The organism is Yeguia hominis (genome assembly GCF_014384705.1).
Taxonomy (GTDB): domain Bacteria; phylum Bacillota; class Clostridia; order Oscillospirales; family Acutalibacteraceae; genus Yeguia; species Yeguia hominis.
Window position 1 is genome coordinate 54,430 of the sequence record NZ_JACRSN010000012.1, and the last position, 15,371, is coordinate 69,800.

At 52.9% G+C, this 15,371-nt stretch carries 11 protein-coding genes; 4 read left to right on the top strand and 7 right to left on the bottom strand.

What is annotated here, in order from left to right; all coding sequences use genetic code 11:
• Positions 1-40 precede the first annotated feature (40 nt).
• The 3 genes from ychF (at position 41) to IAG03_RS08910 (ending at position 2,987) form a co-directional block, all read left to right on the top strand.
• A complete protein-coding gene (gene ychF, locus IAG03_RS08900; protein ID WP_249319771.1) occupies positions 41-1,135 on the top strand; it encodes a redox-regulated ATPase YchF in 1,095 nt (364 codons plus the stop codon).
• Positions 1,136-1,238: 103 nt separating this feature from the next.
• Positions 1,239-1,784, top strand: coding sequence for a rubrerythrin (gene rbr, locus IAG03_RS08905; protein ID WP_249319772.1), 546 nt, complete (start codon positions 1,239-1,241; stop codon positions 1,782-1,784).
• 21 nt (positions 1,785-1,805) lie between these two features.
• Entirely contained in the window at positions 1,806-2,987 is a 1,182-nt protein-coding gene (locus tag IAG03_RS08910) for an iron-containing alcohol dehydrogenase (RefSeq protein WP_249319773.1), read from the top strand.
• Between the two features lie 93 nt (positions 2,988-3,080).
• Here IAG03_RS08910 and IAG03_RS08915 read toward each other — a convergent pair whose 3' ends face one another.
• From IAG03_RS08915 to ruvC, 5 genes are all read right to left on the bottom strand, one after another.
• The gene (locus IAG03_RS08915) at positions 3,081-3,710 is read right to left on the bottom strand and encodes a thiamine diphosphokinase (protein WP_249319774.1); all 630 of its coding nucleotides are present in this window, start codon (positions 3,708-3,710) and stop codon (positions 3,081-3,083) included.
• A gap of 578 nt (positions 3,711-4,288) precedes the next feature.
• The gene (gene glmM / locus IAG03_RS08920; RefSeq protein WP_249319775.1) at positions 4,289-5,647 is read right to left on the bottom strand and encodes a phosphoglucosamine mutase; all 1,359 of its coding nucleotides are present in this window, start codon (positions 5,645-5,647) and stop codon (positions 4,289-4,291) included.
• Between the two features lie 22 nt (positions 5,648-5,669).
• Positions 5,670-6,749, bottom strand: a complete 1,080-nt coding sequence (gene ruvB, locus IAG03_RS08925) for a Holliday junction branch migration DNA helicase RuvB (RefSeq protein WP_249319776.1) — start codon at positions 6,747-6,749, stop codon at positions 5,670-5,672.
• A gap of 70 nt (positions 6,750-6,819) precedes the next feature.
• Positions 6,820-7,431, bottom strand: a complete 612-nt coding sequence (ruvA, locus tag IAG03_RS08930; RefSeq protein WP_249319777.1) for a Holliday junction branch migration protein RuvA — start codon at positions 7,429-7,431, stop codon at positions 6,820-6,822.
• 3 nt (positions 7,432-7,434) lie between these two features.
• Positions 7,435-7,941 carry a crossover junction endodeoxyribonuclease RuvC gene (ruvC, locus tag IAG03_RS08935; RefSeq protein ID WP_249319778.1) on the bottom strand — a complete coding sequence of 169 codons (507 nt, stop codon included), beginning with the start codon at positions 7,939-7,941 and terminating at the stop codon, positions 7,435-7,437.
• 398 nt (positions 7,942-8,339) lie between these two features.
• Between ruvC and IAG03_RS08940 the strand changes: the two genes are divergently transcribed.
• Positions 8,340-9,671, top strand: coding sequence for a PepSY1/2 domain-containing protein (locus IAG03_RS08940; RefSeq protein ID WP_249319779.1), 1,332 nt, complete (start codon positions 8,340-8,342; stop codon positions 9,669-9,671).
• A 143-nt stretch (positions 9,672-9,814) separates the two neighbouring features.
• On the opposite strand, the gene IAG03_RS08945 is transcribed toward IAG03_RS08940, so the two are convergent.
• Both IAG03_RS08945 and IAG03_RS08950 read right to left on the bottom strand, forming a co-directional pair.
• Positions 9,815-11,884, bottom strand: a complete 2,070-nt coding sequence (locus IAG03_RS08945) for an elongation factor G (RefSeq protein ID WP_249319780.1) — start codon at positions 11,882-11,884, stop codon at positions 9,815-9,817.
• Positions 11,885-12,186: 302 nt separating this feature from the next.
• Positions 12,187-15,357 carry a hypothetical protein gene (locus tag IAG03_RS08950; protein ID WP_249319781.1) on the bottom strand — a complete coding sequence of 1,057 codons (3,171 nt, stop codon included), beginning with the start codon at positions 15,355-15,357 and terminating at the stop codon, positions 12,187-12,189.
• Positions 15,358-15,371: the final 14 nt, after the last annotated feature.

Below are 15,371 nucleotides of genomic sequence, written 5' to 3' on the forward strand. Positions count from 1 at the left end.
TTTTCAGGACACAGAACCTTTTAAGGAGATGTCAAACCATATGAAATTAGGTATCGTCGGGCTGCCGAATGTCGGCAAAAGCACGCTCTTTAACGCAATCACAAATGCCGGCGCGCAGTCGGCCAACTATCCGTTTTGCACAATAGAGCCGAATGTCGGTGTTGTTGCGGTTCCGGATCCGCGCCTGGACAAGCTGGCGGAGCTTTATCAGCCGGAAAAGTACACACCAGCCACCATTGAATTCGTCGATATCGCAGGCTTGGTGCGCGGTGCTTCCAAAGGGGAAGGTCTAGGAAATAAGTTTCTCGCGAACATCCGGGAAGTGGACGCCATTGTCCACGTGGTCCGGTGCTTTTTGAATGACGATATCGTGCATGTCGAGGGCAGCATCGATCCGGCGCGCGATATTGAAACCATCAATCTGGAGCTGATCCTCTCGGATATGGAGGTTTTGGATCGCCGGATTGATAAAACCAAGAAAATGATCAAGGCAGATAAAAAATATGCAGAGGAATGTGAATTCCTGGAGCGGGTTCGCGCTGCGCTGGATGCCGGCCGGCCGGCGAGAAGCGTCGAATGTACAGAAGAAGAGCGCGAGATCCTTTCCGGGATTTCTCTGCTGACCAATAAACCGGTTATCTATGCGGCAAACATGGATGAATCTGACTTCAAAAATGGAATTGCGGAGAATCCGTATTACGCCGTGGTGCAGTCGGTTGCGGCGCAGGAACACGCCGGCGTACTGCCAATCTGCGCAGAACTGGAAGCGGAGATTGCGGGGATGGATCCGGAAGAAAAGACCATGTTCCTTTCGGATATCGGGCTTTCAGAGTCCGGTCTGGATCGGCTGATTCGGGAATGCTATTCGCTTTTGGGCCTGATTTCCTATCTTACGGCGGGCAAGCCGGAGGTGCGCGCCTGGACGATCACCAAGGGAACGAAAGCGCCGCAGGCGGCCGGTAAGATCCATAGCGATTTTGAACGGGGATTTATCCGGGCTGAAGTGGTTCCGTTTGACGTTCTGATTGCGTGCGGAAGCATTGCTGCCGCCAAGGAAAAGGGCCTGGTTCGTTCCGAGGGCAAAGAATATGTGATGCAGGACGGCGACGTGGTGCTGTTCCGTTTTAACGTCTGATTTTCAGCAAACGTTATTTTTGGCTGGCCTCTTTTATATTTTTGGGCGGATCCACTCATACTAATGGTTAGGAAACCCAAAAACAATCAAGGAGGTTCTATGAATGGAACTCAAAGGAAGCAAGACAGAAGCCAATTTGATGGCAGCATTTGCAGGAGAATCACAGGCCAGAAATAAATATACGTATTATGCCGCGCGGGCGCGCAAAGATGGCTATGAACAGATTGCGGCCATTTTTGAAGAGACTGCCAATAACGAAAGAGCACACGCCAAACTCTGGTTTACACTGCTGCACGATGGAGAGATTCCGAAGACAGATCTAAACCTCTCGGATGCAGCGGACGGAGAGCAGTACGAGTGGACAGAGATGTATCAGGCGTTTGCGAAAACTGCGGAGGAAGAAGGCTTCCATAGAATCGCGGCGCAGATGCGTCTGGTAGCGGAAATTGAGAAATCCCACGAAACGCGCTATCGGAAGCTCCTGCAAATGGTGCAGCAAGACGTGGTGTTCGAAGAAAAGGACGGAAAACCGGTCGTCTGGGTTTGCCGAAATTGCGGACACCTTCATGTCGGAGAAAGTGCACCGGCAGTCTGTCCGGTTTGCGGCCATCCGCAGGCTTATTTTGAACGAAAGCCCGGAAACGATTAAAATTTGAAAGGGGAACCTTGTATGCAGAATTTTGAGTACTATTCACCGTGCAAAATTGTATTTGGAAAAGGTGCGGAAAACCAGGTCGCCAAAGAGCTTTTGTGCTATGGCGCGAAGCGCGTGCTGCTGGTGTTCGGCGGGGGAAGCGTACGCAAAAGCGGTCTGCTGCAGCGGATGGAAGAAAACCTGGATGCTGCGGGAATTGCACATGCATCCTTTGGCGGCGCAAAGCCGAATCCGGTGGTTTCCCATGCACGGGAAGGCGTTCAGAAAGCGCGAAGTTTCCAGAGCGATTTTATTTTGGCGGTGGGCGGCGGCAGTGCGATTGATACCGCGAAAGCGATTGCGCATGGCGCTGCGAACCCGGAAACAGATATTTGGGAATTCTGGCTGAAAAAGGTTCCGCTTACGCGCAGCCTTCCGGTTGGTGCGGTTTTGACCATTCCGGCAGCCGGAAGTGAAACGAGCGACTCGGCCGTCCTTACCAATGAAGAGACCGGCGAAAAGCGCGGGCTTTCCACGGACTTTAATGTGCCGAAACTTGCCTTTATGGATCCGGAATTGACGTTTACGCTTTCTGATTTTCAGGTAACCTGCGGCATCACAGATATCCTGATGCATACGCTGGACCGGTATTTTACGCATACGAAAAACAACGAACTGACAGATGCCATCGCAGAAGCAGTTTTGCGGACGGCGTTTAAAAACGGCGCAATTGCCGCAAAGGATCATCACAATTACGAGGCAATGAGCGAACTGATGTGGTGCGGCAGCATTTCCCACAACCGGATGACCGGTCTGGGCGCGCAGACGGACTTCTCAACGCACAAGCTCGGCCATGAACTCAGCGCGCGTTTTGACGTCGCACACGGTGCAAGCTTGTCGGCGGTATGGGGTTCCTGGGCCAAGGCAGTCTACAGAGAAGAGCCGGAACGGTTTGCGTGCTATGGAGAGCGCGTCTGGGGAATCCAAAAATCCACCCCGGAAGAGGCAGCAGTTGCGGCCATTGATGCAACGGTTGCATATTTCCAGCGCATTCATGCACCGGTTTGCTTTACGGAACTGGGAATCGGCGTGCAGACTGACGAAACGCTCCACGCGCTTGCGCATGCCTGCACGAGCAAAACCGGCGGAAAGACCGGATTCTTTAAACGGCTTTCCGAAGAGGACGTTTATGAAATTTATCGTGCTGCAAACCATTAACAGGGTTGTGTGCCGATCTAAGAATCCAAAAAACAAAGCCCCGAGATGGCAGATGCCATTTCGGGGCTTCCGTGTTCTTTCCGCAAAAAAGAATTACGCTTCATGGTCCATTTTCGAAAAGATCAGCATGAGGATGCCGCTGCCGACACAGATTTCCACAGAATCCGATTCCCACTCGTTGCTGACGCCGATAGGAAAGGTGTTGGAGATGGTTGCATCCTGAAGCGGGTATTTGGCGCCGCGGATGGTTACCTGCGTGCAGGTGTCTGTCACGGAGAGCATGGATAACGAAAATCCTGGACGTTTCGGAAACGTGATTTCGGCATTTTGTATCAGGTATAGCGTATTGTTTTGATCCGTAATTTTTACCCGTGCACCGTGTTTTACCGCGAACGCGGCAGCCTGAATGTTGCCTAAAAGATGATCGAGGCGGCCTCCCAGCGCACAATAGAGAACGATCTCCCGATATCCATGCTGGACTGCATAACGGATTGCCGCCATCGTATCGGTATCATCCTTTTCTTTTGGCAGCTCCAGAGAGGGAATCGCTTCCGGAAGAGATCCTGTATAAGAGTCGCAGTCACCGACGAAAAGGTCCGGAACAATGCCGCCCTGGGCTGCGTAAGCATAGCCTTTATCGCAGGCGATCACAAAAGCGGCGTTTTCAATTTCATCGAGTGGGGAAAATGTGCCGCCGGATACAATTGCGCAAAAATCTTTCATGAAAATCCTCCTGTGAATCCAAAAGAGCGTATGCCTTCCGGCTGCCCTCAGTGTAAAGGAACAGAGCCTTCGCCCTGCATGGAGTCCTACGTGCAAATTTTTATTCAGTATAGCATCAAAGCAAGTTGAAAGCAAGAGAACCGGAGAAACAAAAAAACCGCAGCAAACGTTCCCTGCGACCGGGGACTCGGCCGCGTTTTGCGAACCGTCGAGACTGTAAAGACCGTGTCGGCCCGCAACCTTCCGATGCCATAAAAAAACATAGCTGCAAGGACCTGTAGCGTCCAAGTTTGCAAAAATTTGAACACCACCGAAATCGTCGGCAGAGAAAGACGGGAGGCGCGCTTGCGTTTTGTACCGGGTCAGGTTGTCCCGAAAGAATCAAACAAAGCAGTATAGGCTTTGCCGCAAAAGCGCAGGGGCGTTTTGCAGACCGCTCGATATGCAAGCGTTAACGCGCTTGTGTTACCAACCCCTACTTTTATCGGATGGTAAAACTGCAGAAAATCACAAATCCGCCGGCTTAGCCGACGGATTTGACAGGGAAGCTGTTTGCAACCGACCGATAAAACCCAACGTCAGGAATTTCCGCCGAGACGTTCCCGGAGCGTTTCGGCAACCGTTTCCGCGATTTCGTGAATGGATGCATTGTCGCGGCCCTCAACCATAACGCGCAGGAGGGGTTCTGTGCCGGACGGACGAACGACGATACGCCCCTCGTCCCCGAGGGTTGCTTCTGCCTCTTCAATAGCCATTTTGACATGCGGATCCGTGTAGAAACGCAGTTTTCCATCCGGCGCAACGTGTATGTTTACGAGAACCTGCGGGTATTTTTCCATGACGGATGCCAGACTGGACAGCTTTGCCTCCCGGCGCCGTAAAATGCAGAGAAGCTGTGCAGCGGTGAGCTGCCCGTCTCCCGTAGTGGCAAAATCGTGGAAAATGATGTGGCCGCTCTGTTCGCCGCCAAAGTTGTAGCGTTCCAGCAGCATTTCCTCCAGGACATAGCGGTCGCCGACCTTGGTTGCGGCAAATTTGATCCCATTTTTTTCACAGAAGCGAATGAAGCCCAGATTGGACATGATGGTGCCGACAGCCGCGTCTTTTTCCAGCTTTCCGCGGGATTTCATATCGAGAGAACAGATTGCCATCAGGACGTCTCCGTCAATCAGGTTGCCGTTTTCGTCAACGGCCAGACAACGGTCCGCGTCTCCGTCAAAGGCGATGCCGGCGTCAAGATGGTGTGTGCGTACATAGTCCATCAGCACCTCCATGTGGGTAGAACCGCATGCGGTATTGATGTTGACACCATCCGGCGTGTCGCTGAGCATATGGCATTCTGCACCGAGTTCCGTAAATAACAGTTTTGCAGTGCGGGAGGCGGATCCGTTTGCACAGTCAAAGGCGACTTTCATCCCGCCGAGTGCAAAGGGAACGGTGCTCTTAATGTGGTCGACATAGTCGCGCACAACATCCGGGGCGGATTCTACGCGGCCGATTTCCCCGCCGACCCGGCAAAGCGGCTGTGCTTCATGATCCAAAACAATGGCTTCAATTCGCTCTTCCAGGGCATCGGGAAGCTTGTAGCCGTCGCCGCTGAAAATTTTGATGCCGTTGAATTCAAACGGATTGTGCGAAGCGGAAATCATAATGCCCGCGTCCGCCTTATATTTTCCGACAAGATAAGCAACTGCCGGCGTCGGTACGACGCCAAGCTGCATGACATTGGCGCCGACGCTGCAAAGTCCGGCTGTCAGAGCATTTTCCAGCATATCGGAAGAAAGACGCGTATCCTTGCCGATTAAAATTTTCGGCCTGCGGTAAGTGCCGTCTGTCAGTACCATGGCTGCGGCGCGTCCGACCTGCATAGCGAGTTCACAGGTGAGCTCCCGATTTGCCACACCGCGAACGCCGTCTGTTCCAAATAATCTCCCCATCGTTAAAAGCCCCCATTATCCGTCAAAATAATTTTTGTTGGCCGTCCGTATTCGGCGGCTGCATGCCCAGATGCAGATACGCAGAAGCTGTCGCGCAGCGTCCGCGCGGCGTCCGGCTTAAAAATCCGATTTGCATCAGATACGGTTCGACAACATCTTCAAGCGTCACGGCCTCTTCGCCGATTGCCGCAGCAAGTGTTTCGATCCCGACCGGACCGCCATGATAAAATTCAATGAGTGCACGCAGCATTCGCCGGTCTCCGGAATCCAGACCCAACTCATCAATTTCCAACCGATCCAGACCTATGCGCGCACTCTGCAAAGTTATGACTCCGTTGCTGATGACCTGTGCAAAATCACGCACCCGTTTTAACAGCCGGTTCGCAATTCGCGGGGTTCCGCGGGAACGCGAGGCGATTTCCAGCGCACCGTCCGCTTCAATTTCAATTCCAAGGATTTTGGCGCTCCGGGTAATGATTTTTGCAAGCTCCTGCGGCGTGTAAAGCTCCAGGCGCAGCACAACGCCAAAACGATCCCGGAGCGGCGCGGTAAGCTGTCCGGCCCGGGTGGTTGCGCCGACCAGTGTGAAGCGTGGCAGCGGCAGGTGATAAGAGGCGGCCATCTGCCCCTTGCCGTTGATGATGTCCAGCGCAAAATCTTCCATCGCCGGATAGAGAATCTCTTCCACACTGCGGGAAAGACGATGCACCTCGTCGATAAACAGGACGTCCCCGGCGTTTAAATTGGTCAGAAGCGCCGCAAGATCCCCCGGACGTTCAATTGCAGGACCGCTTGTTACGCGAAAGTTTACGTGCAGTTCATTGGCAATAATGCCGGCAAGTGTTGTTTTTCCAAGTCCCGGCGGTCCGTAAAGCAGGACGTGGTCGAGCGCTTCTCCGCGGATTTTTGCAGCCTCAATAAAAACTGCGAGATTTTCTTTGGCTTTTTCCTGCCCAATATACTCGGAAAGAGACCTAGGACGCAGTGGGTTTTCTGTTTCCAGATCATCCGGTAAGGACGTCGGATCCGTAATCCGGTTTTCAAAATCAAAGGCATCGCCCTGTTCTTCCAACCCAAAATCCGTATGCCCGGTATATGCCATAACGGTTTTCCCTCACTTTTCAGATTCCTTTTGCAAGCCTTTGTTAAAAACGCCTACAGATGGTTCGCACTCAGTTTTTTTGCATCATCGAACGAAGCGAAAGGCGAATCAGCTCTTCAACCGGCAGGCTGCTGTCGAGTTTGCCGACTGCGGCTGCGGCCTCGGAAGGCGTATATCCAAGTACAGTCAGCGCGCTGACCGCTTCTGCCGCACCCGACGAAGCGGAGACGGAGACAGCGGCGGAAACGCCCGGCGCAAGATTCTCCTGTGCTGCGGCAAGTTTTCCGGCCTTATCTTTCAGTTCCAAAACGATTCTTTGTGCAAGCTTTGGGCCGACGCCAGAAGCGCGGGTGAAAGCCTTGCTGTCGCCAGCAGCGGCGGCAAGTGCGACCTGTTCCGGAGTCAGCTCCGAAAGAACAGCCAGTGCGGCTTTTGGACCGACGCCGCTGATGGCAGTTAAAAGCCGGAAGCAGTTTTGCTCTGCCCGCGTTGCAAACCCGAATAAATCGAGTGCATCTTCCCGGACATTCAGGCTTGTAAACAGTGTTGCCGCCTCTCCGAGTTTCGGCATCGCACGCTGTGTGGAGAGACTGGTCAGGCATTTAAATCCGACGCCGCCGCACTCGATCACGGTGATGCCCGGTTCCATATGGGTCAGGACGCCCCGAATACTGTAAAACATCCGTTAATTTCCTCCTAAAAAGCTGCTCCGCCGACGCAGCGCAACGGCTGACTGTCCATGGCAAATTGCCATCGCAAGCGCATCCGCCGCATCGTCCGGCCGCGGAATTTCTTTTAAGTGCAAAAGCCGCCGGGTCATTTCCATAACCTGCAGTTTTCCGGCTCCGCCGTATCCGGTCACCGCGACTTTAACCTGGAGCGGCGTGTATTCAAAAATGGGAAGGTTTTTCTTTTGAAGGGCCAGCAAAATGACACCGCGGGCCTCTGCTACGCTAATCGCTGTTTTTTGATTGTTGTAAAAAAACAATTTTTCAATCGAAACGGCTTCCGGCTTCCAAGTATCCAGAATTTCCAGCAAGTCGTGATAGATGGTTTCCAATCTGCGGGGAAACGGTTCTTCTGCTTCGGTGAGGATCGCCCCATAAGTGAGCGGACGATACTTTCCGGAGAGACATTCCACCGCGCCATAACCGACGATGGCATATCCAGGATCGATTCCCAGAATCCGCATGACGGCAACGCTCCTTTTCTCTAAAGGGTCACGAGTTTAAATTGTTTTCCCGTTTTTGGCAGGAAAAGCGAATTTTATGATAAACATGAATGCCTGAAGTTCAGTCAGAGCACAAAGTCCGAAACTGGGCTATGATGACGCACTGCGGTCAATCTGCGACAGACGAAAGGCCAAAGGACGCCAGTTAAGAAACGCGCTCATGTGTGCAGTGCCGGTTCTTTCCCGAACAAAAACGACCGGCCTGCAAAATCAATACGAAACAAAATTATTATAACACAAAACCGACTGTTATGGAACCAGAAAAGCCATTTTCTCCGCATAACCTGCTTTCGATTCGCAAAAGCTAAAAGAAACCTGAGAAAAAAGGGGGCATGGGCGGCCTTCTCCGCCGGAATATCATGTCAAAACGCAAAAAGATTCAAATTTCCAGCATCCTTGTCGCCACCATTCTGGTTCTCGGCGGCACGACAGTCTGCGGTTATTTGCTGGCCGGACGCTATCGTATGGCGTTGGAATACAGTTATCGCCGTGCGCTCGGCGATTTGGAAACCAGTATTTCTGCAATGGAAACTGCGCTGACAAAAGCGCGGTATGCCAATACAGCACCGCAGCAAAACAGTCTTGCCGCGCAGCTTCTGCAGGAAACTTCCGCAGCAAAGTCTGCGCTTGCGGTCCTGCCGGTAAAAGACGGAATGCTCGATCGAGTCAGCCGGTTTGTCGCGCAGGTGGGGGATTACGCCATGACCCTTTCCCGAAAAATCTCGGCCGGAACTGCGATCAGCGAGTCGGAATACGAAACGCTGGCTTCCCTGGGTCAATATGCTTCGGAGCTAAAAACCGAAACCGTCAAGGCGGTTCAATATTTTGGAGACGGGCAAAAGATCGGAGACGCCGAAAAATTGCTTGACAACCTGACAGAAGAAAAACCATCTGCCTTGGGAGATGCTTTTGAGAGCACTGCCGAACAGCTCGCGGATTTTCCGACACTGCTCTATGACGGGCCGTTTTCCGACCACGTCGGTCAGGAAACTCCGCTTTTTCTGACCGGGAAAGCGGAAGTCTCTGCGGAAAATGCACGGCGCGCAGCAGCGTCGCTTGCAGGCCTTCCGACAGAAGCATTGACGCAAGAATCCGATAGTACGGGCGGGCTGCCGCTGTATCGGTTTGCGTCCGACGGGGTGCAGATCTCGATCACAAAAGCAGGAGGCGTCCCGCTGTCGCTGTTGCGATCACGCAAGGTGGAGAAAGCGGTTCTGACGGAGAAAGAGGCGCTGGAAAAAGCCAACGCGTTTCTTTCTGCGCAGGGAATAAAAGGCATGCAGGAAAATTACTATATCACCGGCAATCAGATTTGCACGTTTCACTTCGTGTATTCTGATGGGGAAGTGCTCTATTATCCGGATCTGATCAAAATTTCAGTTGCGCTGGACAATGGAGAAATCCTCAAGTACGAGGCAACCGGTTATGTCATGAATCACCATAGCCGGGACGCTTTTCCGGCGTCGCTTTCAATCGATGAAGCGGAACGCAAAGTCAGTCCGCATCTGGAAGTGCAGACACGCAAAACGGCAGTCGTTCCGACGCCCGCAGGGGGAGAAGTGTGCTGTTACGAATTTTTGTGTAAGGGCTTTGCCGGAGAACAGGTCCTAGTCTATATCAATACTGAGACCGGCCTGGAGGAAAATATTTTAATTTTGCTGCAGTCAGACGAGGGAACGCTTGTCAAGTAGAGTTTTTTGAAAATCCTCTTTCTGCAGATGTCTTTTTGATGTGCCGGTAATTTGCAGAAGTCAAAAAATCCCAGTTCCGTCCGGATCAACGAAACTGGGATTTTGCTTGTGTGAAAAATCAGAAATGCGCAGGCGTTGCAGGATCAGGCGTCTCCGGCCTCGCTTGCAGCAGCCTCAATCACTTTTTTTGCAACAGGCGCCGGCGCTTCTTCATAGCGGACAAAGTCAAATGTAAAGTTTCCGCGGCCTTGCGTGCACTGCCGGATGAAGGTGCAGAAATCATGCATTTCCGCCATCGGGACTTCTGCTTCGACGGTCTGATAACCGCGCTCTTCCGCAGGGTTCATGCCGAGAACACGGCCACGGCGTTTATTGACTTCGCCCATGACGTCGCCCATGTTGGCGTCCGGCACAGTGGCCTTGAGCGTGCCGATCGGTTCAAGCAGAACCGGGTTTGCCTGCGGAATTCCGTTTTTGTAGGCGATCGATGCAGCCATCTTAAAGGACATTTCGGAAGAGTCTACCGGATGATAGGAGCCGTCGTACAGGGTTGCACGCAGACCAACCATCGGATATCCCGCGAGTGTACCCTTTTGGATGCAATCGCGCAGACCCTTTTCAACAGCCGGGAAGAAGTTCTTCGGAACGGCGCCGCCAACGACACGCTCGCCAAATTCGAGAGACTCGCTGTCGCAGGGTTCGAACTCGATCCACACATCGCCGAACTGTCCGTGACCGCCGGATTGTTTCTTGTGACGGCCCTGTACCTGAACCTTTTTCCGGATGGTTTCGCGGTAAGCCACCTTGGGTTTCTGGATGGTTACTTCTACGCCAAACTTGCTCTTGAGTTTGGAGGAAATGACATCGAGATGCTGCTCGCCAAGTCCGGAGATGGTCATCTGATGCGTTTCCGCGTTATTGGCAAAATGGATCGTCGGATCTTCTTCGACCAGACGAAGGATGCCCTGTGCAACCTTGTCTTCTTCTCCTTTTTTCTTCGGGAGAACAGCCATGGTGATGGTCGGCGTCGGGTACTTGATGCCCTCTAAAATGACCTTCCGGGTCGGTGCGCAGAGTGTATCACCGGTGTTTGTGCCGGAGAGCTTCGGAATTGCGCCGATATCTCCGGCGCAGATGGCTTTGGTTTCCTCCTGCTTTTTGCCGCAGACGAAGAGCGTCTTGCCGATACGTTCCGGATTGCCGGTACGCATGTTTACAAGCGCAGTCTCCGTGGAGATTTTTCCGGAAAGTACTTTGATGTACGAAAGTTTTCCGACAAACGGATCTGCGATGGTCTTAAAGACGATCGCAGCAGCCGGATCGGCTTCATTTACCGCGATTTCCACCGGATTGCCGTCCGGATCTTCGCCGGTCTCTGTGCCGCGGTGCGCGGTCGGCGCGAGATCGCACAGACCGTTGAGAAGCAGATCAATGCCCTGCAGCAGAACCGGGTCGCCGCAGAATACCGGTGCGATCAGGCCGAAGCGCGCGCCTTTGCTGACGCCTTCAATGATCTCTTCCGGCGTGAACGGCTCTTCGGCGAAATATTTCTCCATAAGCTCATCGCTGGTTTCTGCGACAGCCTCATACAGTGCGGCACGGAAATCATCCATCCGGTCAAAATCCGGCATTGCGGTTTCCGACATTTTGCCGTTCTTGTAAGTATAAGCCTTGGATTCTACAATGTTAATATAGGTATCGGCTTTTCCGTTTATCACATACGGAATGACGACCGGGCAAACAGAGGTCCCGAATTTTTCTTTCAGGGCATCGAAAATGGCATAAAAATCGGCGTTTTCATCGCAAAGTCCATTGATGAAAAATACTTTTGCAAGTCCACGGGCATCCGCTGCTTTTACCGCTTTTTCACTGCCGACTGCAACGCCGGATTTTCCGTGAATCGTCACAAGAACGGTGTCTGCCGCGCGAACCGCTTCGCACACGCCGCCCTCAAAGTCAAAAAGACCCGGAGCATCGATAAAATTCAGTTTCTTTCCCTGCCATTCGACCGGAGCAACCGCCGTCATAACGGTGGCTTTTCTCTTGATCTCTTCAGAATCATAGTCGCACACGGTATTGCCGTCCGAAACTTTCCCCAGACGGTCTGTTGCACCGGACAGGAACAGCATCGCTTCCGCAAGCGAAGTCTTTCCCGCGCCACTGTGTCCTGCAATCGCGATATTTAGAATACTTTTTGCGTCATACTGTTTCATGTGCTTATTTAAGCTCCCTTCGAATGCATACCAGGTCATGACAAATCCCAGTACCAAAAACAAATTTCCGGAAACTGTTTTGATTGTAAGACGGCGAAATTCCCATCAGTAATAGGTTTTTGCCAGATTTCAAAAACAGTCCCGTTTTTAATTATAACTTATTCACATATCTATTACAATCACCAATTTTCAAATCATGAATTTTTCTATATCGAATGCTCTGGTTTTGGACAATATATACAAATAAAGTCGGGGCTCCATTTGGGAACCCCGACTTTTTACAGCAAATCGTACAAACGATCCTATGGTTTGCGAATTAAGGGAATGATTGCAATGACAGCGGCCCAGAAAACCTCATACAGCAGCAGAGAGAGCGTGCGCATCTGGTAAAGTCCGGAGTAGCAGGTCATGAATGCGACCAGGACAAAGCCCAGAACGACTGCAATAATCTGCAAAAGAACGGAGATGGTGATATTGCTCTTTTGCCGGACGCTTGCAGCAAGCAGCCGCATCATGGTCATCGGGCGTCCTTTGGTAAGCATGACCGCCGGACTGCGCGGTGTGCTGGTATCCATGGCCTTTTCGCAGATGCCGGAAAGGGAAGACGGCAGAATGCGAATCATCCGGCCATCTACTTCGAAACAAGCCGCAATCAAACCCGGCGTGATATTGTGATCACAGGTGCGGATCATCACGGCAATTCCGTTGTGTTCCATCCGGAGCAGCTCCGCGGCCCGGCGTGTGTCCGCATGATACGTCAGTACGAACATCGCGGCAGCAACTCCGCCAGTTGCCAGATAGGTGACCTGTTTGCCGGCCTGCAGATAACGCGTTTCGACATCACGCGGCGGCAGCGGAACACCATGGTTTGCAAGCAACTCCCGGCTTCCGAGCAGAACGCGTTTCCCGCGCGACCACCCGCTGACGCCGAGCCCGTCTTCATAGGCGATCTTTTCAATTTTGGGAATCAGATTTTTTTTGGCCTTTAAGACCTGTTCAAAAACATCGCCGAGCGGGCCGCCGACCGCGTTTACAAGCGCAGCGGCCTCTAAAATGGCTTCATCTACATGCGGTGTGCCAAAGGTTTTGATGTTGTTCAGCTCCACCGTGCCTTTGGGGAATAAGTCGTCTGCATCCACCATAACGGCGGTTGCTTTGGAAAATTCCTCAATCGCTGCATATCCGCTGATCATGCCGCCCCATTTGGAGGCAATGCTGCTCAGCCGGTTCAGCGGCAGGTTCACGCAAAGCAGGTTTGCAGCCGGAACGCAAATGCAAGCCGAAACCGTAAAGGCAGTGATGGCTTCCGGGAAGCTTCCAAACATCAGAAGGCTTGCCGCAAACAAAATCAGAGAAGCTAAAAATCCGACCGGCGTAATCATCTGTGAGACAGAATTTCCCGGATCCGGAAGATGGGACAACCGGATAAATTCCTCTGGGAACTCCGTGTGGTGCTGATAGGCAACAACCGGATCGCTTCCAGCATAATCGGCCGCGATTTTTGCTGCCTCCGCATTTCCGGAGAGCGTTTCTACGGCGTATTTTTGTTCCGGAGAAGAAACAAACTGAAAGTTCCGGTCAATCCGCCGGAGCATAACCGATTTCCCAAGTCCGTTGAGCAAAAGCGCAACCGCTGCGAGAGAGGAATACAGGTGAAGCGTACCGGACATCACGCTTTCCTGGAAAAAGAAGGCGGCGATGCTCTGTATGACTGCAGCCGTTGTGGCGACGGCGATTCCGCTATCGGGATTGGCTCGCAGACGGAACAGGCCGCGGAACCCGTGCAGAATGCTCTTGAGATTGAATGCGGTTGCGAGAAGCAGGAACACCAGGTTGGAAATCAGATACGGAATCGGACCGGAAGAGAGGTGCAGCTTCAAAGAGCCGATGTGCGTGTATTCGCTCAAAAATCCGGCAAGCAGCAAAATCAGCGTACAGCCTCCGGTAACCAGCGTCCGGAGCTTGTTTTCATGCATCTGCATCTCAATCTGCCGGGAAACCATATCGGCATCCTGCGGGGTTTCGTACTCGTGAATCTCCGGTTCATACGCGGGCTCTTCGTCGTCCATAAACGCCTCATCCGGCTCATCCGGCAAGGGTTCGTCTGAATAAACGGGCATCGACGGGCCTTCTGCGCGCCGTACGACCTCTGCATGGCTTGGCGTCGGCGCAGCGAGATATTCTTTTGCTTCTGAGAGCAGTGCCTCGTGCAGCCAGTTGGTATCCATAAAGTGTACCGGCTTGTTTCGCGATGCATAAAGAATCTTTCCGTTTGGATCCGTCAGGACTTCCTGCGCCTCCGGCGGCTCCGGATGATGTTGCGGTTTGCGCGGATGCTGCGTCTTTCCTTTCGGGGAACCTGTTTCCGTGTCGGAAGTTTTTGCTTTTTTTCCGTCGGGCTTTTCGTTTTCAGAAGAAGGGCCTTTGCTCTTTTCGGCCGTTTGCGGTTTGGTCTCTTTTGCCTCGTCTGATTTCTGCGCCTCCGCCTTATGTAGCGCACTCGTCTGAGGCTGGTGGTAAATGGCCGGGATTTTTTCATCCACTTCGTTTTCAATGGTTTTCAAAACAAGCTCAACGGTGTTTCCGCCATGCACCGGCTTGGCCTGTGCTTTTGCAGAGATGTTTTTCGGAATCCGCGGGCTTGTGACCGAACGGCGTTGCTTTTCCGGATCTTCTTCTAGGTACCGGACAATCGGTTCCTCATGCTTGGGCGGAAGCGGCGGCTTCTCCGGCATCGGTGCTTTCGGTGCGGGAGGGAGATCCTCTACCGTGCTTTTTACGATTTTGGGAGCCGCCTTTTTGGCAGGATGTCTGCCCGTATGCTTTTCTGCAGCAATTGCGGCCGCAATGCGTTCCGCTTTCGCGGGGTCAGCCGGAGGCTGTGCGGGTACGGCAGGCGCCGGAGCGACCGCCGGGCGGGCCGGTGCTGCAGGCCGAGATGCTGGCGCCACAGGCTGCGCCGGTGCTGCGGATTGCTGTACCGGCGGGGTTATAGCCTGCTGTGCCGGCGGGGCGGCAGTTTCCTCAAAAAGATAAGAAAACGCAGACTTTTGCGAATTGGGTGCGGCAGCTTCTTTCGTATTCCGAAGTTCTTCTGCCGATTTCAGATGCAGACCGTAGTAAATATCTTCGGTCTCTTCAAATGTGTCCCGCGCCTTTTTTTCACGCCTGCGGCCTTTTTTCTTTTCAGGTTCCGGCTTTTCCGCCGGCGCCTGTGCAGCAAAACGGACTTGTCCCGGTTGTGCGGCCGGCGGCTGCGGCATCGGCATTTCCCTTGCGGGAGGAGTCTGAATTTCCGGCATGGGCTGTGGAGCTGCCGGCATCGGTGTTTCCGGTGCGGCAGGCTTTTGCGGCTGCGGCGGGTTAACCGGTGCCTGGACAGCGGTTTGTTTTTTGGCGTTTCGTTTGGATTGCGCCTCTGCTAAAACGTCCTCTACGGAAAATGAATGTCTTTTCTTTTTAGGATCGCTCAAGTCGTGCACTCCTT